General features: G+C 64.2%; 16 protein-coding genes. 9 read left to right on the top strand and 7 right to left on the bottom strand.

The window, feature by feature from the left end; translation table 11 throughout:
• The first annotated feature begins 55 nt into the window (after positions 1-55).
• Positions 56-490 carry a hypothetical protein gene (locus KUV81_RS04130; protein ID WP_222542575.1) on the top strand — a complete coding sequence of 145 codons (435 nt, stop codon included), beginning with the start codon at positions 56-58 and terminating at the stop codon, positions 488-490.
• Here KUV81_RS04130 and KUV81_RS04125 read toward each other — a convergent pair whose 3' ends face one another.
• On the bottom strand, positions 491-3,892 hold the full coding sequence (locus tag KUV81_RS04125; protein WP_222542574.1) for a PAS domain-containing hybrid sensor histidine kinase/response regulator: 3,402 nt from the start codon (positions 3,890-3,892) through the stop codon (positions 491-493).
• 168 nt (positions 3,893-4,060) lie between these two features.
• Here KUV81_RS04125 and acs point away from each other — a divergent pair, with 168 nt between their 5' ends.
• Both acs and KUV81_RS04115 read left to right on the top strand, forming a co-directional pair.
• On the top strand, positions 4,061-6,019 hold the full coding sequence (acs, locus tag KUV81_RS04120; RefSeq protein ID WP_222542573.1) for an acetate--CoA ligase: 1,959 nt from the start codon (positions 4,061-4,063) through the stop codon (positions 6,017-6,019).
• Between the two features lie 162 nt (positions 6,020-6,181).
• Positions 6,182-6,808 (top strand): GNAT family N-acetyltransferase, encoded by a 627-nt coding sequence (locus KUV81_RS04115; RefSeq protein ID WP_222542572.1) that lies wholly within the window; start codon positions 6,182-6,184, stop codon positions 6,806-6,808.
• Here KUV81_RS04115 and KUV81_RS04110 read toward each other — a convergent pair.
• The gene (locus KUV81_RS04110; protein ID WP_222542571.1) at positions 6,805-7,269 is read right to left on the bottom strand and encodes a DUF2306 domain-containing protein; all 465 of its coding nucleotides are present in this window, start codon (positions 7,267-7,269) and stop codon (positions 6,805-6,807) included. The genes KUV81_RS04115 and KUV81_RS04110 overlap by 4 nt on opposite strands.
• 86 nt (positions 7,270-7,355) lie before the next feature.
• Entirely contained in the window at positions 7,356-9,179 is a 1,824-nt protein-coding gene (locus KUV81_RS19835) for a peptidoglycan DD-metalloendopeptidase family protein (protein WP_222542570.1), read from the bottom strand.
• Between the two features lie 327 nt (positions 9,180-9,506).
• On the opposite strand from KUV81_RS19835, the gene KUV81_RS04100 reads away from it, so the two are divergent.
• Genes KUV81_RS04100 through KUV81_RS04085 form a run of 4 tightly spaced genes read left to right on the top strand, consistent with a single transcriptional unit; the run spans position 9,507 to position 15,921 of the window.
• Positions 9,507-13,199 (top strand): ATP-binding protein, encoded by a 3,693-nt coding sequence (locus KUV81_RS04100; protein WP_222542569.1) that lies wholly within the window; start codon positions 9,507-9,509, stop codon positions 13,197-13,199.
• Positions 13,196-13,828 carry a hypothetical protein gene (locus KUV81_RS04095; protein ID WP_222542568.1) on the top strand — a complete coding sequence of 211 codons (633 nt, stop codon included), beginning with the start codon at positions 13,196-13,198 and terminating at the stop codon, positions 13,826-13,828. Before KUV81_RS04100 ends, KUV81_RS04095 begins: the two co-directional genes overlap by 4 nt.
• Positions 13,825-15,039, top strand: coding sequence for a phosphoenolpyruvate carboxylase (locus tag KUV81_RS04090; RefSeq protein WP_222542567.1), 1,215 nt, complete (start codon positions 13,825-13,827; stop codon positions 15,037-15,039). Before KUV81_RS04095 ends, KUV81_RS04090 begins: the two co-directional genes overlap by 4 nt.
• 9 nt (positions 15,040-15,048) lie before the next feature.
• Entirely contained in the window at positions 15,049-15,921 is an 873-nt protein-coding gene (locus tag KUV81_RS04085; protein ID WP_222542566.1) for a hypothetical protein, read from the top strand.
• A 13-nt stretch (positions 15,922-15,934) separates the two neighbouring features.
• On the opposite strand, the gene KUV81_RS04080 is transcribed toward KUV81_RS04085, so the two are convergent.
• Entirely contained in the window at positions 15,935-16,690 is a 756-nt protein-coding gene (locus KUV81_RS04080) for an MBL fold metallo-hydrolase (protein ID WP_222542565.1), read from the bottom strand.
• An 80-nt stretch (positions 16,691-16,770) separates the two neighbouring features.
• Positions 16,771-17,550, bottom strand: coding sequence for a methyltransferase domain-containing protein (locus KUV81_RS04075; protein ID WP_222542564.1), 780 nt, complete (start codon positions 17,548-17,550; stop codon positions 16,771-16,773).
• Between the two features lie 162 nt (positions 17,551-17,712).
• Between KUV81_RS04075 and KUV81_RS04070 the strand changes: the two genes are divergently transcribed.
• Together KUV81_RS04070 and KUV81_RS04065 are read left to right on the top strand one after the other, a co-directional pair.
• Positions 17,713-18,903: a class I SAM-dependent methyltransferase gene (locus KUV81_RS04070; protein ID WP_222542563.1), complete on the top strand. Its 1,191-nt coding sequence runs from the start codon at positions 17,713-17,715 to the stop codon at positions 18,901-18,903.
• Between the two features lie 256 nt (positions 18,904-19,159).
• Complete coding sequence (locus KUV81_RS04065; RefSeq protein WP_222542562.1) at positions 19,160-19,369, top strand: cold-shock protein; 210 nt, start codon at positions 19,160-19,162, stop codon at positions 19,367-19,369.
• A 70-nt stretch (positions 19,370-19,439) separates the two neighbouring features.
• Here the strand turns inward: KUV81_RS04065 and KUV81_RS04060 are convergent, their stop codons facing one another.
• Together KUV81_RS04060 and KUV81_RS04055 are read right to left on the bottom strand one after the other, a co-directional pair.
• Complete coding sequence (locus tag KUV81_RS04060) at positions 19,440-19,931, bottom strand: RimK/LysX family protein (protein WP_222542561.1); 492 nt, start codon at positions 19,929-19,931, stop codon at positions 19,440-19,442.
• A 117-nt stretch (positions 19,932-20,048) separates the two neighbouring features.
• The gene (locus KUV81_RS04055; protein WP_222542560.1) at positions 20,049-20,390 is read right to left on the bottom strand and encodes a hypothetical protein; all 342 of its coding nucleotides are present in this window, start codon (positions 20,388-20,390) and stop codon (positions 20,049-20,051) included.
• Positions 20,391-20,446 lie beyond the last annotated feature (56 nt).

Genomic DNA, 20,446 nt, shown 5'->3' with positions numbered 1-20,446 from the left:
GTCGCTGTCGCTGTTCTAGGCTTGAGGCACAAGCACTGTGTTGGGGTAAGCCGTCATGTTCAAGGCACTTTGGGGTGAGATCCAGCAGGGTCAGTTGGCCCGTCTGCCCTACCTGGGGTACTCCCTGCTGCTCAGCCTGCTGGGGATCGGCATCGGCATCGCCGTGGGGGTGGCCATCGGCATCACCGAGACCATGATGGGTGGGGAGCTGGCGGACACCCAGGCCCAGCTGGCGGACAGTCTGTCGCTGCCGGCGCTGCTGGTCCTGGTGGTGGTGTTTGTGCTGCTCAGTTTCGCCGGGCTCAACCTGATGGCCAAGCGGCTGCGCCACATGGGGCTGCCGGGCTGGCCCACCGCCATCGCCCTGACCCTGCTGGTGGCCGCCATCTCCTACGGCTGGACGGCCCAGGCGGCCAACGGCTTCCAACTGTTGGTGTGGCTTATCCTGGCGTTGGTGCCCGGTGGCCTCTTTGGCCGCAGCGAGGGCTGATCACTTGATGGAGGCGGAGATCATCGCCCTCAGTGCCGCCGGGCGCACCATCTTGGCCATGTAGCGATACCCCCGCCCCTCAACCTCCTCCACCAGCTCTTTGCGGGTGTCGGCGGTGATGAGGATCCCCGGCAGCTCGGCGCCGTAGAGTTTGCGGATGCCGTCCATCGCTTCCAGGCCACTCTGGCCGTCGTCCAGGTGGTAATCCGCCAGCACGATGTCCGGAGCAAACCCCTTCAGGCCCAGTCGGATACGGGCGTCTGCCAGGTCCTTGGCAGTCACCACATGACACTGCCAGCGTTTGAGCAGGCTTTCCAGCCCCGCCAGAATGGCCTCCTCGTTGTCGATGCACAGCACCTTGACCCCTTTGAGCGGCGCGGTGCGCACCGCGCCGACGGTGGCCGCCTGCACCTTGTAGCGGGCCAGGGGCACGGTGACCGAGAACATGGAGCCTTCCCCCAAGGCGGAGCGCACAGTAAGCGGCGTCTCCATCACCTTGGCGATGCGATCGGCGATGGCCAGCCCCAGGCCCAGGCCGGCGCGGTCCCCCTGCCCCTCCAGCTGACGGAACTCCTTGAAGATCTCCTCTACCTGGTCCTCGGCGATGCCGCAGCCGGTGTCGAACACCTGGATCTCCACCGCCTGGCCCCGCCGCCGGCAGCCCATCAAGATGGTGCCCGAGTCGGTGTAGCGCAGGGCGTTGGTGAGGAAGTTCTGCACCAGGCGGCGCAGCAGGTTGGGATCCGTATCCAGGGTCAGGTCCCGCAGGCGGTGGCGGAAGGTCAGCCCCTTGTTGTCCGCCATGGCGCCAAACTCCACCGTCAGCGGCTCCAGCACCGTGGCCAGGTTCACCGCCCGGCGTTCCACCATCATGGTGCCAGCGTCGAGCTTGGAGATGTCCAACAGATCCGACAGCATCTCCCCGGCGCCTTTGAGCGAGCCGGCGATGTGGACCACGGTTTCATGGTCCTTGGGGTGCATCCGGGTCTCCTGCATCAGCGAGGCGGTAAAGAGCCGGGCGGCGTTCAGCGGCTGCATCAAATCGTGGCCCACCGCCGCCAGGAAGCGGGACTTGGACTGGTTAGCCTGCTCTTCGGCGGCCTTGGTCTCCATCAGCCGGGCGTTGAGCTCCGCAAGCTCAGCGGTCCGCTCCGCCACCCGGGCCTCGAGGTTCTCGTTAACCTCTTTGAGCGCCGCTTCCTGGGCGCGAAAATCGGTGATGTCACTGAAGGTCATCACGAAGCCGCCGTCGGGCATGGGGTTGCCCCGCATCCGGATCACCCGGCCGTCGTCCCGGCGCCGCTCCGAGGTGTGGGCGGAGCCGGCCCGCATGTAGGCCACCCGCTTATCCACATGGGACTCCACCTCACCGGGACCGCAGCGGCCCAACTGGGCGTTGTAGCGGATGATCTCCGCCACCGGCATCCCCGCCTTCAAGAACCCCTCGGGGAAGTCGAACAGCTCCTCGTAGCGCTGGTTCCAGGCCACCAGGTTGAGATCCGCGTCCACCACGCTCATCCCCTCGAAGGCGTGCTCGATGGCGCCGCGCAGCTGATCCTGACTCATCAGGATCTTGGCGCTGGCCTCATCCACCAGGGAGAACACCTCATCCAGGGCCAAGTCCCGGCCGCGCATCACGCTGTCCATCACCACCGAGGCGGAAGAGGCCCCCAGCACCGATGCGATCAGCCGCTCGGTGTGCTCAATCAGCGCTTCGCTGGCCTGCTTGTTCCAGCTCTCCCGGGCGATGGCGTCGGGGAAGAAGCGGGAGAAGGAGGAGTAGGCCCGGGCCGGGCCGACAAAGCGGCTGGCCAGCAACAAAAGATCCTGCTGACTGATGGAGCCCACCCGCCCCAGGTTGGTCTTGGGCATCCCCGGCAGCTGCACAAAGGCACCGGACTGGATCCGCTCCGTCACCGAGGGACGGGAGAGCCAGGAGCCCACCACGTAACAGACGGCGTTGGCCACCAGGGCCAACAGGATGTGGTTCATGTCGTCGTTGAGGTTGCCCAGCAGCTGCAGGTGGCCAAACTCCAGCCCCAGCATGGGCCGGGCCATGACGTAGCACCAGCCGCCGAAGCCCACCACCAGCCCCAGCAGCACGCCGTTGCGGTGGCCCTTCTTCCAGTAGAGTCCGCCCACCAGGGCCGGGGCCAGCTGGGCGAAGGCGCCAAAGGCCAGCATGCCGATCCGCGCCAGGGTGTCGGTGTTGTCCAGCAGCCGGTAGGCGAGAAAACCCGCCAGCAGCAGCACAAGGATCACCAGACGGCGGGCGTTAAGCAGGCCGATAGAGAACTGATCGAAACTCTTGCCGCGGATTTTGCCGGAGCGCAGCAGCAGGGGCACCAGCCACTCGTTGGAGATCATGATGGCGATGGTCACCACGGCGACGATCACCATGGAGCTGGCGGCGGAGATGGTGCCCAGCAGAGCGATCACCGCCAGGGCGTCGGCGCCGATGGCCAGGGGCAGGTTGATGACGTAGGTGTCCGGGGCCACCGCGTCCCCCAGCAGCACCCGGCCGGCCAGGGCCAGGGGCACCACGAACACGGAGATCAGCACCAGGTAGAGGGGCAGCACCCAGCGGGCGCGGTCGACGTGGTCGGTCTGCTCCACCTCCACCACCATGACGTGGAAGATCCGCGGCAGACAGACGAAGGCCGCCATGGAGATCAGGATCTCCGGCCCCAGCTCCGCCAGATCCAGCACCAGTGACGGGGCCACCCCCTGGCTCTGGGCCTGGTCGACGATGTCCATGGGCCCGTCGAACAGGCCGTACATCACCACCAGCCCGACGAGCACAAAGGCGAAGAGCTTCACAAAGGACTCGAAGGCCACCGCCAGGATCATCCCCGGATTGTGCTCGGTGGCGTCCAGCTTGCGGGTGCCGAACAGGATGGCAAACAGGGCCAGGGTCAGGGCGATGAGCAGCGCCAGGGTGTCCGCTTCGAGAAAGTCGTCGCTGGCGAACAGCCCCAGGGAGAACACCATGGCTTTCAGCTGCAGCGCCACGTAGGGCATGATCCCCAGCGTGGCGATGAGGGTCACCAGCACCGCCAGCAGCTGGGACTTGCCGTAGCGGGCGGCGATGAAATCCGCCACCGAGGTGATGCTCTGGGCCTTGGCCACCATCACCAGCTTGCGGATAAAGCCAAAGCCTAAGGTAAAGAGCAGGATGGGGCCGATGTAGATGGGCAGGAAGGCCCAGGGATCCGTACTGGCCTGGCCCACGGTTCCGAGGAAACTCCAGGAGGAGCAGTACACCGCCAGGGAGAGGCCGTACACCCAGGGGCCCAGCTTGGCCTTGCGCTTGCCGACCCAGCGCTCCCCCAGCCAGGCGATCAGAAACAGCAGGGTCACGTAACCCAGAGAGACGGTGATGACGGTTAACGAAGAGAGCATGGCGTCCGTGATGCGGTGATCCTTTCGCCCAGTTTGCCAGCAAAGCATTGGGCGACAAAGTCTTAGGGAAGAGGACGGGCCACAGTTCGACTAGACCATGGTCGAATGGCAGGGTCTGGCGCCGGCTGGAAGACTTTGGACACACCCATTTGAGGAGAGGGAAACCCCATGAGTACGCAGTCTCTCTACCCGGTCAGCCCGGAGCTGGCCGAGAGCAGTAAGTTGAATGACGAACAGTATCGCAAGATGTACCAGGAGTCGGTGGTCAACCCCGAGGGCTTCTGGCGCGAGCATGGCCACAGGATCAGCTGGTTCAAAGACTTCACCAAGATCCGCAAGGTCTCCTTCGACGACCATAACCTCTACATCAAGTGGTTCTACGACGGCACCCTCAACGCGTCCTACAACTGCCTGGACCGCCACCTGGAAACCCGGGGCGACCAGACCGCCATCATCTGGGAAGGGGACGACGCCAACGAGCAGCGCACCCTGACCTACGCCGAGCTGCACGCCGAGGTGTGCAAGTTCTCCAACGCGCTGCGCAGCCAGGGTGTGCGTCGCGGCGACGTGGTGACCATCTACATGCCCATGGTGCCGGAAGCGGCGGTGGCCATGCTGGCCTGTGCCCGCATCGGCGCCATCCACTCCGTCATCTTCGGCGGTTTCTCCCCCGACTCCATCGCCAGCCGCATCAACGACGGTCAGTCCAAGGTGGTGATCACCTCCGATGAGGGGGTGCGCGCCGGTCGCATCGTGCCGCTCAAGGCCAACGTCGATGCCGCCCTGGACCACCCGGACGTCACCACCGTCGAGCGGGTGATCGTTCTCAAGCGCACCGGCAACGATGCGGTCAACTTCGTCGAGGGTCGCGACATCTGGTGGCACGATCTGATGAACGTCGCCTCCGAGCACTGCGACGCCCGGGAGATGAACGCCGAGGATCCGCTGTTCATCCTCTACACCTCCGGTTCCACCGGCAAACCCAAGGGTGTGCTGCACACCACCGGTGGCTACATGGTGTACGCCTCCATGACCCACGAGTACGTGTTCGATTACCGTGAGGGCGAAATCTACTGGTGTACCGCGGACGTGGGCTGGATCACCGGCCACTCCTACATGGTGTACGGCCCCCTGGCCAACGGCGCCACCATCCTGATGCACGAAGGGGTGCCCAACTGGCCCACCGCCGGTCGCCTCGGTGAGATGATCGACCGCCACAAGGTCAACATCCTCTACACCGCCCCGACCCTGATCCGCGCGCTGATGGCCCAGGGCACCGAGCACTTCGACACCATGGACGGGTCAAGCCTGCGCATCATGGGCAGCGTGGGTGAGCCCATCAACCCGGAGGCCTGGCGCTGGTACCACGAGGTGATCGGCCGCGGCAAATCCCCCATCGTCGACACCTGGTGGCAAACCGAGACCGGCGGCTGTTTGATCACCCCCCTGCCCGGCGCCACCGACCTTAAGCCCGGCAGTGCCACCCGCCCCTTCTTCGGCGTGCAGCCGGCGCTGGTGGACAACCTGGGCAACCTCATCGAAGGGCCCGGCGAGGGCAACCTGGTGCTGCTGGACTCCTGGCCGGGACAGATGCGCAGCGTCTACGGCGACCACGAGCGCTTTGTGCTGACCTACTTCAAGACCTTCCGCGGCATGTACTTCACCGGTGACGGTGCCAAGCGGGACGAAGACGGCTACTTCTGGATCACCGGCCGGGTGGATGACGTCATCAACGTCTCGGGCCACCGTCTGGGCACCGCCGAGATCGAATCCGCCCTGGTGGCGCACCACGACGTGGCCGAGGCCGCGGTGGTGGGCTACCCCCACGACATCAAGGGTCAGGGGATCTACGCCTACGTCACCCTCAACCAGGGGGTGGAGGAGAGCGAAGAGCTGCGCCAGGCCCTGCGTCAGTGGGTGCGCAGCGAGATTGGCGCCCTGGCCTCCCCGGATCTCATCCAGTGGGCCCCGGGCCTGCCCAAGACCCGCTCCGGCAAGATCATGCGCCGCTTCCTGCGCAAGATTGCCGCCGACGAGGTGGGCACCCTGGGGGACAACAGCACCCTGGCTGACCCGTCCGTGCTGGACCACCTCATCGATACTCGGTTGAATCGTCAGGCGGACTGAGTTCCCTGAGACCCTTCCCGACCCCTAGGCCCACTTTGGTGGGCCTTTTTTTGACTTGGAGAATCAATCAGATGGAAGTGGGAATTGGGATCCGTTTCTCAGTGCGGTCAGAATCTGCACTGCTACAATCCCCTCAGTGAAACTCTTTGCCGGTTGAGGTCGATGGAATCTGCGCTCGCTCACCCCCCTGCCCTGTCTGCCGAAGAGGCGGCCCGGCTCTACCTGTGCGATCAGACCCGCAAGGGGGATCCCGTGGTGATCCGCGCCATCGCCCCGGACGACAAGTTCGAGATGCGGGATCTCTACCCCACGCTGTCGGAGCGCACCCTCTACATGCGCTTTTTCCGGGTGATCAGCGCCCCCAGCCTGGAGGCGATCGCCCGATACACCGACGTGGATTTCGGCACCCACTTGGCCCTGGTGGTGCTCTGGGGGCCGGAGCAGCGCATGGTGGCCGCCGGGCGCTTGATTAGGGCCACCGCCGACTCCGACGTGGCCGAGCTCTCCTGTCTGGTGATCGATGAGATGCAGTACCGGGGCATTGGCCGGGTGCTGGTGCGCCAGCTGCTGGCCGTGGGCCGCCAGTGGGGCATCAACCGGGTGATCGCCCTGGTGCACGCCGAGAACCACGCCATGCTCAAGCTGCTCAAAAGCCAGGGCTACCCCACGGAGCTGGTGTACGACGAGGGGGAGTTCACCGTCACCCTGGACACCCATCAGCCTCCCAGCGACGACAACGACAGCCACCACGCCACCGTGGGCGCCATGCACCAGGGGATCGAAACCTAGGCTTTCTCGCCGGACGAGCGCCGGGCGGGGATCACCCGTTCCCGGGCCACCCGCTCCGTCCACCAGCCCCCAACACCGAACACCACCACCATGGTGCCCAGCACCCCGGGCCAGAAGGCGCTGCCCATCATTACCGGCAGCCGCGCCAGCGCCGCCGCCAGCACCCCCAGGTAGCCGTAACTCATCAGGTAGTAGTGCCAGACCCGCCAATGGGGGATGGGTTTGCGCCACACCAGCACAAAGGCCGCCAGCACCGAAACCAGGCTGTAGAGCGCCAGGAGGGTAAAGAGGGTCAGCCCATGCACCGTCACCAGGGACAGCGCCGTGAGGTTGCTCACCAGCATCAGGCCGACCCAGAGCCGACCCAGCCAGCGATGGCTCTGGGTGCCCTTGGGCCGCCACAGGATCCAGGGGCCGAGCAGCAGTGCGCTGACCGCGCAGTAGAAGTGGATTTGACCCAATGGGGTGCCTCCTTGTTGGTCCCTAACAAGATAGCGCCGCCACGGGCCCGGGCACAAAAAAGGCGCCCCATTGGGACGCCTCTGCTTTACTCCGCCGCGCCGGCGGGCCCGCGCTCGCTGGCTGGGCCATTGGCCTTGGCCAGTTGGGCCATCTGGGCCTGGTACTGGTAGACCTTGGCCAGGAAGGCCTGGCGGTCCGCCTTGTCCACCGAGGTGGCCATGGGAATGTTGGCAGTCATGGGGTTCACCGGCCGGCCGTTGATGTGGAACTCGTAGTGCAGGTGCGCGCCGGTCACCCGTCCGGTGGCACCCACGGCACCGATGCGCTGGCCCCGAGTCACTGTCTGGCCACGGGAGACGTCGATGCGGGACATGTGCAGGTAGCGGGTGCGGTACTGACCGCCATGCTCAATCACCACGTATTTCCCGGCGATGGGGTGGTTCTCCACCCGGGTCACCCGGCCGTCACCGGCCGCCAGGATGGGGGTGCCGGTGGGGGCCGCGAAATCGGTGCCGTTGTGGGGGGCGATGCGACCGGTAACCGGGTGCAGGCGACGGGGGTTGAAGCCGGAGCTGTTTCGGTACTTGCCCTGAACCGGCACCCGCATAAAGGCCCGGGCCAGGCTGTGCCCTTCGCTGTCGTAGTAGTTGCCGTCGTCGTGCAGGTAGGCGCTCTGCTCCCAGTTGCGACCGGCGAAGATCACCGCCAGCAGACGGTCCTGACCGGTGGACTCCCCTTCAACGTACTGGGACTCACGCAATACCCGCACGCTGTCGCCGGCCCGCAGCTGGCGACGAAAATCCAGCTTGTCGTTGAACAGGGTGGTGATGCGGCTGATCTCCGCCGGGGTCAGGCCGGCGCGCTCCGCTGACAGGTAGAAGCTGCCCTGGATCTCGGTCTCCACCGCGGAGGCCAGCCAGTCGCCGTCGATGCGCAGCTCCTGCACCTCGAAGGTGTTGTCTTCCATCCGCTCGTACACCACCCGGTGGGCGGCGTTGAACACCACCTCCAGGCGATTCAGGGCGTTGTCGTCCCGATCCTGCTCCAGCATGAGGTCGTTGCCCGGCATCAGGGTGTCCAGGGCCAGCACCGAGTAGTCCGCTTCCAGCACCTGGTACATCTGCGCCTGACTGATGCCAAAGCGGCTGAACAGTCCGCTCAGGGTATCGCCGGACTCGATGGTGTAGTGGTTTACCACCGGGCCCAGGGGCTCGGCGGGTTCCGCTTCGGGGTCTATTGGCGGGTGGATCACTTCCGGGGCCTGGTCCGGGGTGCTCAGGGCCACGGTGGCCTCTTTGTCCCGACCAAACAGGCGGGCCAGCCAGCCGGGACGCACCTCGGTGGCCTCCACTTCCGGCAGGTAGCTCAGCTCCAGATCGTGCAGCGGTTCCGCCATCAAGGGGTCCAGCTCGCTGGGCGCCTCTTCGGTGACGGCGAAGGCATCGTCAGAAAGGGTGTCGGCCAGCGACTCAGAAGCGGGATCGGAGTCAGCCAGCTCCAGGCCTTCATCGTCGGCTTCGTCCGCCGTCGCGGCGTCGGAGACCAGGGCCGTGGGGCGTTCCGGTCGGGGCAGCGGCGTCGGGGTTTCGATGGGCTTCTGTTCGGTGCCCTCCCCCTGCCAGTCCAGGGCCACCCGGGTCGGAGCGTCGGTTTGAGTGCGTTCCGGCCATTGGGGGCGCACCAGCGCCAGGGTGGCGACGGTGGCCACGCCGCCGCAAATGAGCAGTGCGTTGCGGCTTCGGGGCAGCAGCGCTGACAGGGCCCGGGCCACGCCACTGGGCTGGCCCAGCGGACGTGCCTGACTGCGCACCGGACGCATGCCCCGGCGCTTGTTCAGCTGATTTTGCAGTCGGCGATTGCGCCGTCGGATGCTGTCCGCTTCCGACCCCTTCCCCCAAGATCGAAACACACTGGGTCCCCAAACGTAAAAATGGCGTCCAAAATGCGATGGAATCTCAATAAAGTCAAATCGCGGCCCGGGGAGTTGGATCCTGGCGGCAATAACGAAACGCCACGGTTGCACTGAATCCGGCTCTGTGTTGAAGGCGGCCGCTCAGCAAACCGTCAACCGCTGCCCACCCCGCCTGAGGAATTGATTTTCCAGCCGGTTGTGGTGATAAGATGGGGTTTTCAACTTCGAGGGATCCGCCCTCCCCTGCATCAGGCCCCCGGCCGCTTCCCGGCCCGTTGTCCGGCCTCGCGGATCCCGCCATTGGATCAGGCACTCACAGAGACTATGTCGACCCTTAAGCGCATCATCCTGATTGCGACCCACCTGCCCGGTGAGGTCGAACTGAAACTCGACGGTCACACCAACATCTGCGGCACCAACGCGTCGGGCAAAACCACCCTGCAACGCCTGGTGCCGGTGTTCTACGGCGAATACCCAAGCAAGGTGGTCCCCGCCACCCGGGACAGCTTCGAGCGCTGGTACCTGCCCACCGAGTCCAGCTACATCATCTACGAGTACCAGCGCCCCGGCGGCGCGCTGGCCCAGGCGGTGCTCTGCTCCGCCGGTGACGGCAAAGGGGTGCAGTACCGCTTTGTCGGCAAGGGCTTCGACATCGAGGACTACATCAAGACCCGCACCGCCGACGACAAGGTGGTGTGCTTCAGCGGCGGCGAGCTGCGCCGAGTGTTCAAGGCCCAGAACGTGCCGGTCTCCAACGCCGTGGGCAGCGTCAAGGATTACCGGGCGGTGATCCAGAACGACCGTGGCCTTATCGCCACCGCCGGCAACGCCAGCGAGCTGCGCCGCCTGGCGGACGAGTTTGCCCTGTGTGAGCGGGGCACCACGCTGCGCCACATCGAGAAGCTGGTGCGCGCGGTGCACTCCAAAGAGGGCAAGATGGAGACCATCCGCCAGATGGTGGCCGCCATCCTGGAGGAGGACGGGGTGGAAACCCCGCAAACCCGCCTCAACCCCCAGCGGGTCGAGGAGTGGATCCGGGAAAGCGCCCTTGTGGAGCACTTCGAGACCATCCGTCCCCAGTTCGCCAAGCTGGAGCAGCGCTTCAGCCAGCTCGAGGTGTGCGAACTCGAGCTCAAGGCGCTGGGCACCGGCTTTGGCAACGACAAGATTGTCCTGGAGGGCAAACTGGAGCAGTGGGGCCGCGAGAAGCGCGAAGCCGAGCTGCAGCTCAGTGATCTGCAGGGCAACTACGAGAAGGATCACTTCGAGCAGCGCCAGGCCAAATCCGCCGCCGAAACCGACGCCAACAGCTACGAGAGCCGCCTGGAGACCATCGAAGATGAGCACCAGCGCTGGCTGGATCTGGAGATTGAGCAGATAAAGCGGGACCTGGACGCCCTGCCCCAGTGGCGCGCCGATCTTCAGTCCCTGCGGGAGCGGGCCAAGCTGCTGACGGAGAAGCACTCCGACATCGAAGCCACCTACAACGAGCGCCGCGGCCAGATTGAGATCAGCAACAACGCCGCCCTGGAAGCCCTGCGCGAACGCCAGGACCAGGCCCGCAGCCAGCACGCCGACCTGAAAAACCAGCAGCAAAGCGAGATGCGCGAGCTGGAGGACGGATTTCGCAACCAGCGCAGCGCCGGCGAGCAGCGTCACCACAACGAGCTCAAGCAGCTGGAGCTGTCCCAGCAGAAGCTGCAATTGCAGATTGAAGCGGCGGGCTTCACCAGCGAGGAGCGTCGCGCCCTGGATGTGCTGGAGGCGCGGATCGACGAGGCCTACCTGCAGGCCCAGCAGGCCGAACAGGCCCTGGACCAAGCCCGGGACGCCGAGCAGGCCAAGCTCAAAGAGCGCAGCGAACTGCAGGAGCAACTGTCCGGACTGCGCCGCAACGTCGCCCAGTGCCAGAGTCGCTTCGACGAGGTGGACACCCTGCGCTTCCCCAAAGACCACTCCCTGCTGAAGTTTCTGCGTCAGGAGCAGCCGGACTGGTACCAGAGCCTGGGTAAGGTGATTCGCCCCGAGCTGCTGCAGCGCAACGATCTCAAGCCGTCGCTGAAAGGGGAGGCGGACGCCTTCTACGGCATCGCCCTGGAGCTGGGCAACGTCGACGCCCCGGATTACGCCCAGGACGAGCAGGCGCTGGAGCAGCAGGCCGAGCAGGCCCGCCAGGCCCTGGAGCAGGCCCGCAGCGCGCAATCGGCGCTGGAGGAGGAGTTGGCGGCCAAGCAGAGCGAACTGCAGGGCCTGTCGGAGGCGGTGATCCGCGCCCAGACCCGTTACCAGAACGCCCGCTCCGCCCACGTTCGTCTCAACGACGAGAAGAAACAGCAGACCGGTCAGTTCCGGGCGGCGGTGAGCGAGCGCAAGTTGGCCAGCCAGAAGCAGCTCAAAGCGGTGGAGGCCGATCTTGCCCGCCTGCAGAGCGAGTTCGAGGCCTTTATCGAGCAGCTCAAGGAGCAGCACACCGAAGCGCGGATGGACAAAGAGGTGTTCTGGCAGGACCGCCTGGGCACCGTCGAGGAGAGTCTGCAGAAGCTGGGTCAGGACCTGGCCGCCCGCCGGGAGCAGAAGAAGGCCGAGCTGGCCGAGTGCGAGCGCTGGTACCAGAACGAGCTGAAGGCCCGGGGCGTCGACGATTCTCAGATCGCCGCCCTGAAACAGCAGATCAGCGACAAGGATACCGCCATCGCCCGGGTCGATGCCATGCGGGACGAGGTGAAGAACTACGAGAGCTGGTTCAAAGGCCCCTTCTCCATCGAGAAGCCGGAGCTTCAGGCCAAGCTGGCCAAGGCGCGTCAGGAGGTGCTGGAGCTCGACCAGGCGCTGTCCGCCGCCGAGCGTCAGTTCAAAACCATCAGCAAAGAGCTCAAAGACGCCCGGGTGGCCGCCGATCAGGCCCTCACCCAGGGCAACGAGCAGTTCCATCACCTCAAGGAGCTTTTGGGGGAGATCAACAAACTCAAGCTCAAAGGCCAGGTGCAGACCGAGCACCAACCCAGCGGTGAGCTGGACGAGCGCCTGCGGGACGCCCGCGAGAAGCTCAAGCAGCGGGACGAGCACCGCCGCGTCATCAAGGGCCAGATCGACAACTTCGACAGCCAGATTGGTCAGAAGGCCGGCGCCGAGCTGCAGGACACCTGGGAGCAATCCCGTCAGCGCTGCCTGACCAAGGATGGCGACGGGGTGGAGCAGATCGACCACATCATGATGATGGTGGAGCTGCGCCACCTGATGAACCACCTGGTGCCCCAGCGCATGGAGGTGCTGCGTGGCATGGGCCAGACCTTCGGTAAGGACATGTCCAGCTACTACGAGATCCTGGCGGACATCGACAAGCGCATCGGCACCCAGTCCAAACGCATCACCCGCGAAGTGGGCGAAGAGCTGTTCCTCGACGGCGTCTCCGGCTCCGCGGTGCAGATCAAATCCCGCATCTCCGATCTCGACTTCTGGGACGAGCTGAGCGCCTTTATCACCGTCTACCAGCAGTGGCAGGAGCGCAACTTCGAAGGCCTGCCCGGCGAGGAGTACGCCGCCCTGCTGCGCCGTGCCCTGGAGGTGATCGGCCGCACCGCCCTGTCCGGCTCGGTGGCCAAGCTGCTGGAGATTGAGCTGCGCCTGCGTGAGGGCAACTCCGATCTGGTGATCCGCACCGACCGTCAGCTCAACGAGTCCTCCAGCCACGGCATGGCCTACCTCATTCTCTGTAAGTTCCTGCTGGCCTTCACCCGATTGCTGCGGGGCAACTCCGAGGCCACCATCCACTGGCCGATTGACGAGCTGGGCACCCTGCACCACGTCAACGTCAAGAAGGTGTTCGACGCCTGTGAGAAGAACCGCATCAGCGTCCTGGGGGCCTTCCCCAACCCCGAGTCCGAGGTACTGAGCCTGTTCGCCAACCGCTACATCATCAACAAACAGACCCGTCAGCTGCAGGTGGTGCAGCCCAAGGTCAACCTGATCGCCGAGCGCCTCAAGGCCAAGCAGCAGCAAGAGGAGGTCCCCGCATGAAGACCGAAACCGGACGCGTGATCGAAGCCCTGCTGGGCGGGGCCTTTATCTGCCGGATCAGCGATGAGAGCGCCTGGACCCTGCTGGGCGACGAGTCCCGCCGTGCACAGATCAACGATCATCTGGCCATCCTCAACCGCAAGGTGTCTGCGGCCGCCGGCGACACCGTCTACTTCTGCAGCTACGTGGATCTGGGCGAGGAGGAGCGCAAGGCGATCACCGGTCAGTTCAACGACATGACCGCCAACCTGCAGCCTCTGGTGCACTTTATGGTGCTGGTGCAGGAAGCCGGAGCCGGCGACGAGCCCCTGGCGGAGGGGGTGCGGGTGCGCCTCAACGAGCTGCAGAGCACCATCGAGGATGTGCCGGCCCTGTCGGAGCAGCTGGGCAAGATTGCCCGCTTCCGCCTGTTCAACTCCACCTCCACCAGCGTGGACGGCCAGCTCAAGCAGGTGTTCAAGCGCCTTTGCGAGCTGGGCTACCTGGTGCGGCCCAACCTGGAGAAGCAGATCTACCAGGCCACTGGCAAGGTGGAGTATCTCTACGAGGTACTGCGCTTTATCGACGAGAACGAGGCCCTGGCCCTGGAGCAGAAGGCCGAGGCGATGCAGCAGGAGGACCTGCTGTGAGCAGCAACCTGCACAAGGCGGGCAAGGCGTTTCTCAATCAGCTGGCGCGCAACGCCGATCTGCTGATGGACACCTACCTGTCCGGCACCGTCAATGAGACCGAGGAGAACGCCAAGGCGGTGGCCAAGCTCACCAGCGCCGGCGTGCTGCGCCGCGGTGAGTCGGACGAGCCGCTGCGCCTGGCCCCCAACATCAAATCGATGCTGGAGGAGGCCCTGCAGGATGAGAAGGGCCGCCAGGTGGACACCAACATCGGCTCCGCCCTGGCCACCATCAAGACCCTGGCCCGCCACTACAAAGAGGCGGTGCACCTGCACGACTACCCGGGGGCCGAGGCCCACCTGGGCGAGCTGTCGGAGCTGGTGTTCAACCTTAAGGAGAGCCTGAGACACGCCACCCGCAGTCTCTGGTCCCGCATCAACAACGAGTTTGGCTACGTCGGCACCATGGACGCCAAAATTCGCGAGAACGAGCTGGCCCAAACCCAGGTCACCGAGCTGCTGGCAAGCCTGGAGCTGTTCCGCTTCGATGAGCTGACGGAGCTGGCCGGGGACCTGCGGGATCTGCGCCGACTGTTGGTGGTCAGCCTGCAGCACACCATGGTGGAGTGCACCGGCGAACTGGCAGTGGTGCAAAGCCGCCTGCTGGCGCTGCTGGGGCGCTTTCGGGAGATCCAGGGTCGCACCCGTCTGCTCAAGGGCTTTTTGCTGCACACCCAGCAGCATCCGGATTACCGGGTCGGCGAGCACACCCACAGGGTCAATGTCCCCGCCCTGTTCAACACCTCCGATGCCTGCATTCAGAGCGCCGCGGTGGACGTGGGCGACGCCAGTGAGGAGCGCACCCTGATTGAACTGGTGGGGCTGATCCGCCGCCGGGAGCGCCCGGACGCCGCCAAACTAGCGGAAGCCGACGCCTTTGCCCTGGGTCAGACCGAGGCGTTCGAGCTTGCCGACGAGGGGCTCAAGAACGACGTGGACGCCTTCTTTATTGCGGTGATCGACCAGGCTTCCAGCCTGTCGGCTCTGGAGTACCTGCAGGAGAAACAGCTGCCCTGGCCTCCCGAGTCCTGGCTCTACCAGGTGATCGGCAACTTCGACAGCCTGCCGCTGGAGCAGCGGGAGCACTTCGGCCTGGACCCGGCGCTGCGCGACGACCCCATCTTCTCCGGCAACAAGTACATCGAGGATGTGCATATCTGGCTGAACTAAGGCACCACTATGGCCATCGATCGAAAGCTGCTTGCCACCGACAAACTGTTGCGCGACCCCAATGGCCGCGCTCCGTTAAATGTCACCCTCAAGCTGCTTCATAAAGAGTACGAGTTTGGCGCCATTCGCGGGAAATATCTGGCCTACACCCGCGACGGCCTCGATGCGCTGCACGAGGAGTTGTGCCGAGAGTTTGGCATCGAGGACATCAGGCGCTATGTAGCTCAGATTACCGGCCAGAACTTGGACCGGGGGCAGATGGCGGCTCATACGGCCAAGGAGAAGGCCGCATCCCAGTTGCCCAGTGAGCGGCTGGTCGAGCTCAACTGGGGGGATGGCCGATTACAAAGCCCCGACCTGTATCAATCTCCCCAAAAAACGGACCGCATTAGGAGCTCAGGCATCAGTCTGCTGTGCGACTGGCAAGCACTGCCGGACTGGCCTGAAGTGATGGTGGTGGAGAACCACGATACCTTGCTCCAGTTGGACCGCTATCAACTGGACGAAGAGACACGCGCTTTGCCGGCTTTCTATCGGGGTCATGACCGTCAGGCGCGAAACCTCAAGCACTACCTGGAAGCACACCCTGATACGCAAGTGGTGCTGTTCGCCGATTTGGATCCCAAGGGGCTGGCCCTGGCAATGGACTTCCACGCGAAGTCGTTACTGGCTCCGCCTGTTTCCCGTTGGGCAGAAGCGCGAGTCGATCACGATGCCTGGAGGCGGCAAATCGCAGACCAACGCCGCCTCGAGGCCAAGGCGCAAGGCGGACTGTATAGGCTCTGGCGGGAGCTTGAAGCCCAATCTGCCGCAGTGATGCAGCAGCAGTGGCTGCACGTGGATGCGTCATTGACCCGATTTGATACCGGCCTGCATCGATAGCCGAAAGACTCGACTAGCCCCGTAGTGGCAATAACGCCCTTTGCAGCCGGGCCTTAAAGGCCCGCCAGTGGGTTTTGGGCTCGTTGGGCGCCCGGCGGAGCAGGTGCTCATACTCCTCGTCGCTCAGTGTGACTTCGCCGCCGTGGGCCAGGATCACCGTGGGGGTATTCAAGGCGCGAACCTTGGCCACTGAAGCGCGGTAGCGGTTGGGGTGGAACACCGGAAACGGCGGCAGATAACGGCGCTTTACCTTCACCATCAAATCCGCCACGTACACCCGGCCCGCCTCGGCGTGGTAAAGGGAGATGTCGCGGTCGGTGTGGCCGTGGGTGGCCAGGGCGCACCAATCGGGAAACTGGGGTAAAGGTTGTCGGTCGGCCAGTAAGACGTCCGCCGCCAGGGTGGCCGGGTACCAGATCCGCCGGGCCCGCTTGCGCATCCGCCGGGCCACGTACTGGGCCAGCACCACGTCGGTCAGGTGCATCAGCCGCCCTTCGAGGCCGCCATACCAGTGCCCCGCCGCCTGTCCGGTGGCCACCTGGCACCCCGTAAGCTCACGCAGCCGGGTGGCCCCGCCGGCGTGATCCGGATGCATGTGGGTTACCACCACCAGCTTGAGATCCGTCACCGGACGGGCCAGTTGCTGGCCGATAAAGCGCAGCACCACGCCCACGTCCGCCCGGCAGCACCCGTCCAGCAGCAGCAAGCCGTGGTCGTACTCCACCAGGTAGATGGACTGTATGTACCCTTCCAGTTGGTGAATCCGCATCCCTACTCCACCCAATTAGAATAAGAACTCCAGTATGAAGCGTTCCCATTCCGCATCGCAACCCTTGGACGATTAGCGCCTTATGCGGCGGGTTTGCGCACCAGCAGATGGGTATAGCGCCCCATCTCCCGGTAGAGCGGCCGGTCACAATATTCCAACTCCAGCTCGATAAGCCGCTCAAGCTGGCTTTGCTGCAGCGACTTGTCCCGCAGGTAATCGTGGATGACCCGCACCCCGCACTGGTGTTCCACCTCCAGCCCCAGGGCCGACAGCTGGGCGATCACCTCATCGTTCTTCAACGGATTGTGGGGCACCATCCTCACCCGCCGGGTCTGTTTTGAGGTCATCGCCTCCCCCAGGTTGTCAAAGTTGCCCGCCACCAGGTTGTGCAGCTCCGCCCCCTGGTGGTTAAAAAACGCCAGGGAGAGACGGCCCCCCGGGGCCAGAAGCTGGGCCAGGGCCGCCAGGATCCCCTTTGGGTCTTCACTCCACTCCAGTACGGCGTGGCACAGGATCCCTTCGAACGCCCAGCCCAAGGCATCGGGCAAGGACTGGATCGGCCCCTGCTCAAAGTCGAAGCGCTTCTCCAGGCCCTCGGCTTCGGCCCGACTTCGGGCCATCGCCAGCATCTCGGCGGAGAGATCGTTAAGCACCACCGGGTGGCCGGCGGCGGCGATGCGCCGGGCCAACTGCCCCTGACCGCCGCCGGCGTCCAGGATGGGGGCGGCCGCGGGAAGTCGGGTCAGCAGCCGTTGGCTGACCTGGTGCCACAGCACCGCCTCGCGCACCCGCCCTTTGCTGGTGCCGTAGATGTTGCTGGCGAACTTGTGGGCCCGGCTGTCGAAGTTGGTATCGTTCACTGAAGGTCCAAGGGCATTTCGAGTCTGGGGCTATTGTGGCACAGCCGCTCATAGGGGCCCGAAAGCTTTTGAGCCGCGGCAGGAAATCCATGGGATACCCTTGCCTGACCACGGCTGCGGTCCTACAATCCGCCCTCTTTCCTCCGCCAGCAAGACCGAGCCATGGCCGCCAAGATCATTCTGAAAAAATCCCGTGAAAAATCCCTGTTGCGCCGCCATCCCTGGGTGTTCTCCAACGGCATCGAGAAGGTGCAGGGTGAGCCGGCCCTGGGGGAGACCGTCGAGGTGTTCGCCAAAGACGGTCGCTGGCTGGGCCGCGGCGCCTACTCGCCGCAAAGCCAGATCCGGGTCCGGATTTGGACATTCGACCGTGACGAAGCGGTGGACCAGGCCTTCTTTGCCCGCCGCATCGCCCGGGCCCAGCAGGGCCGAGAATTCTTGATTGAGCGCGATGGCCTGACCGGCTACCGGCTGATCGCCGGGGAGTCCGACGGGCTGCCGGGGATCACCATTGACCGCTTCGGCGACGTGCTGGTGTGCCAGTTGCTGAGCGCCGGGGCCGAGGTGCAGCGGGAAACCCTGGTAGAGGTGCTCAAAGCCCAGTTCCCCCAGTGCGCCCTCTACGAGCGTTCCGATGTGGACGTGCGCAAAAAGGAGGGGTTGAAGCCGGTGAAGGGGCTGCTGCACGGCGAGCTGCCGGACCAGCCCATGGTGTTCGAGGAGAACGGCATCAAGCTTTTGGTGGACGTGGAGCACGGCCACAAGACCGGCGCCTACCTGGATCAGCGGGACAACCGCTGGGCCGCTGCCCGCTACGTGAAGGGCCAGCGGGTGCTGAACTGCTTCAGCTACTCCGGCGGTTTTGGCACTTACGCGCTTAAAGCCGGGGCCAAGGAGGTGATCAACGCCGACGTCTCCAAGCCCGCCCTGGCCCTGGCGCAGCAAAGCGCCGAGTTGAACGACCTGGACCTGACCCGGCTGAACAACGTCGAGGCGGACGTGTTCAAGCTGCTGCGCCAATACCGGGACAGTGGCGAGCAGTTCGACGTCATCATCCTGGACCCGCCGAAATTTGCCGACAACAAGGCCCAACTGCCCGGGGCCTGCCGCGGCTACAAGGACATCAACCTGGTGGCGATGCAGTGCCTCAAGCCCGGCGGCATTCTGCTGACCTACTCCTGCTCCGGTCTGATGGACGCGCCGCTGTTCCAGAAGATTGTGGCGGACGCGGCGCTGGACGCCGGCCGCGACGCGCAGATCCTGGAGAAGCTGACTCAGGCGGCGGATCACCCCATCGGCTCCGCCTATCCGGAGGGTTTTTACCTCAAAGGGCTGGCTTTGAGGGTCTGGTGAGCCCTGCTTGAGCCAGGTTTTGCCAATTTCCACGTAATTCGGGGTGTCACTCCCGGACTTGCGTGCTATAGTGCCTCTGGCTCCGCGCGATCGGAGCTAAGCATACGCAACAATTTGATACTGAACACTTCGCTCCATTGCTTTATTTGTAAGTCATGTTGCCCTGAAGCGCTTCACAGCCAAAACTCCCTGCTAAGCTCAGAGAGAATAGGCACAAATTGCGTGTTTGTTTCATTTTTCTTTTTCAGGAGACATCATGTCCAAAGCAACTGGTACCGTTAAGTGGTTTAACGACGACAAAGGGTTCGGCTTCATCACTCAAGACAACGGCGGCGCTGACGTATTCGTACACTTCCGCGCTATCCAAACCGAAGGTTTCAAATCTCTGGCTGAAGGCCAGCAGGTTGCCTTCGACATCGAGCAGGGCCCGAAAGGTCCTCAGGCTGCTAACGTAACCAAGATCTGATTGGTTGCCCGCAGTTAAAAAAGGCGCCTATGGGCGCCTTTTTTGTTGCTTTGTAACCGGTGCGAACCGGTTACTTGTCCTCGGGCAGTTCCACGTCCACCGTGTAGTGCCCCTCCAGCCAGTTACGGCCGATCAGCAGCTTGTAGGTCATGGGCCCCCGCTCTTTGAGGGTCACCAGAACACGACGCTCCTTGCCCTGCTCCCCGACGTTTAGCCAGACCACGTAGCGGTCTTCACTGCCCTGGGAGTTGCGGATGTGGCTCACCTCGGCGATCTCCGCCTCGATGGTGGCCGTCTCGCCCGCCTCATTACCGGTGTCGAAGCGGATGGTCTTACCGATGTTGTCGTCCCAGTCCTCGATCTTGCCCCCCACCACCGCCATGTTCTCGGCGTGGATGGAGGTCTTGGACGCGCCGGTATCAATTCGCGCCAGGAAACTCATCTGAGCTTCGGTCACATTAAGCCGGGCCACCGGACCAATCACCGATTTCTCTGCGCTAACGGCGTTGCCGCTCAGGCCCAACATCAAGCACGCCGCCAGGGCCGCTTTCCATCCTCTCATTGCTTTCTCCACAATCGAAACGTCAGCTTGGATTCACCAAGTGTTCAGCAGATTGTAGCGTAACACACTGTACCGAAAGCAAATGCCCAGTCACTCTGATGGTGACTGGGCGTCAAATCAATGCACTCGGTGCTGGACTTCCTGCGCACGCTGATAGCTGCCGGCCATGGCCACCGCCAGTTTGGCACTGGGCAGCGACAGGTCCATCTTCTCGTTGTAGAACTCGAACACTTCGGCCATCAACTCGGCCAGGGGCAGCTTCTCTTCGTCGGCCACCTGAACGGCAATGCCCAGGTCAAAGGCCACCGCCATATTGCAATCCCCCAGGGCCTCCAGGCTGTCGGTGTCCAAACTGGTGAGCATGCACAACCACATGGTGGCCACCAGGTGACTCGGCAGATTCTCCTGCCCGTCGTCGGCGTGACTCTCCAATGGCCCCACCGCCAACTTTGTATCCATACCTTCCTTCATAGACCCTCCCTAAAACCCGTCTTGCGCGGGCGCACATTCGCATT

It is taken from the genome of Ferrimonas balearica (assembly GCF_019802085.1).
Taxonomy (GTDB): Bacteria; Pseudomonadota; Gammaproteobacteria; order Enterobacterales; family Shewanellaceae; genus Ferrimonas; species Ferrimonas balearica_B.
This window is presented reverse-complemented; position numbering and strand designations above follow the sequence as displayed.

What these genes read in the sequence shown, in the direction of transcription:
- KUV81_RS04115 (WP_222542572.1), top strand. Translation starts at nt 6,182, where the DNA reads ATGGAATCTGCGCTCGCTCACCCCCCTGCCCTGTCTGCCGAAGAGGCG.
- acs (WP_222542573.1), top strand. Translation starts at nt 4,061, where the DNA reads ATGAGTACGCAGTCTCTCTACCCGGTCAGCCCGGAGCTGGCCGAGAGC.
- KUV81_RS04100 (WP_222542569.1), top strand. Translation starts at nt 9,507, where the DNA reads ATGTCGACCCTTAAGCGCATCATCCTGATTGCGACCCACCTGCCCGGT.
- KUV81_RS04095 (WP_222542568.1), top strand. Translation starts at nt 13,196, where the DNA reads ATGAAGACCGAAACCGGACGCGTGATCGAAGCCCTGCTGGGCGGGGCC.
- KUV81_RS04065 (WP_222542562.1), top strand. Translation starts at nt 19,160, where the DNA reads ATGTCCAAAGCAACTGGTACCGTTAAGTGGTTTAACGACGACAAAGGG.
- KUV81_RS04070 (WP_222542563.1), top strand. Translation starts at nt 17,713, where the DNA reads ATGGCCGCCAAGATCATTCTGAAAAAATCCCGTGAAAAATCCCTGTTG.
- KUV81_RS04130 (WP_222542575.1), top strand. Translation starts at nt 56, where the DNA reads ATGTTCAAGGCACTTTGGGGTGAGATCCAGCAGGGTCAGTTGGCCCGT.
- KUV81_RS04055 (WP_222542560.1), bottom strand. Translation starts at nt 20,390, where the DNA reads ATGGATACAAAGTTGGCGGTGGGGCCATTGGAGAGTCACGCCGACGAC.
- KUV81_RS04060 (WP_222542561.1), bottom strand. Translation starts at nt 19,931, where the DNA reads ATGAGAGGATGGAAAGCGGCCCTGGCGGCGTGCTTGATGTTGGGCCTG.
- KUV81_RS04125 (WP_222542574.1), bottom strand. Translation starts at nt 3,892, where the DNA reads ATGCTCTCTTCGTTAACCGTCATCACCGTCTCTCTGGGTTACGTGACC.
- KUV81_RS04085 (WP_222542566.1), top strand. Translation starts at nt 15,049, where the DNA reads ATGGCCATCGATCGAAAGCTGCTTGCCACCGACAAACTGTTGCGCGAC.
- KUV81_RS04080 (WP_222542565.1), bottom strand. Translation starts at nt 16,690, where the DNA reads ATGCGGATTCACCAACTGGAAGGGTACATACAGTCCATCTACCTGGTG.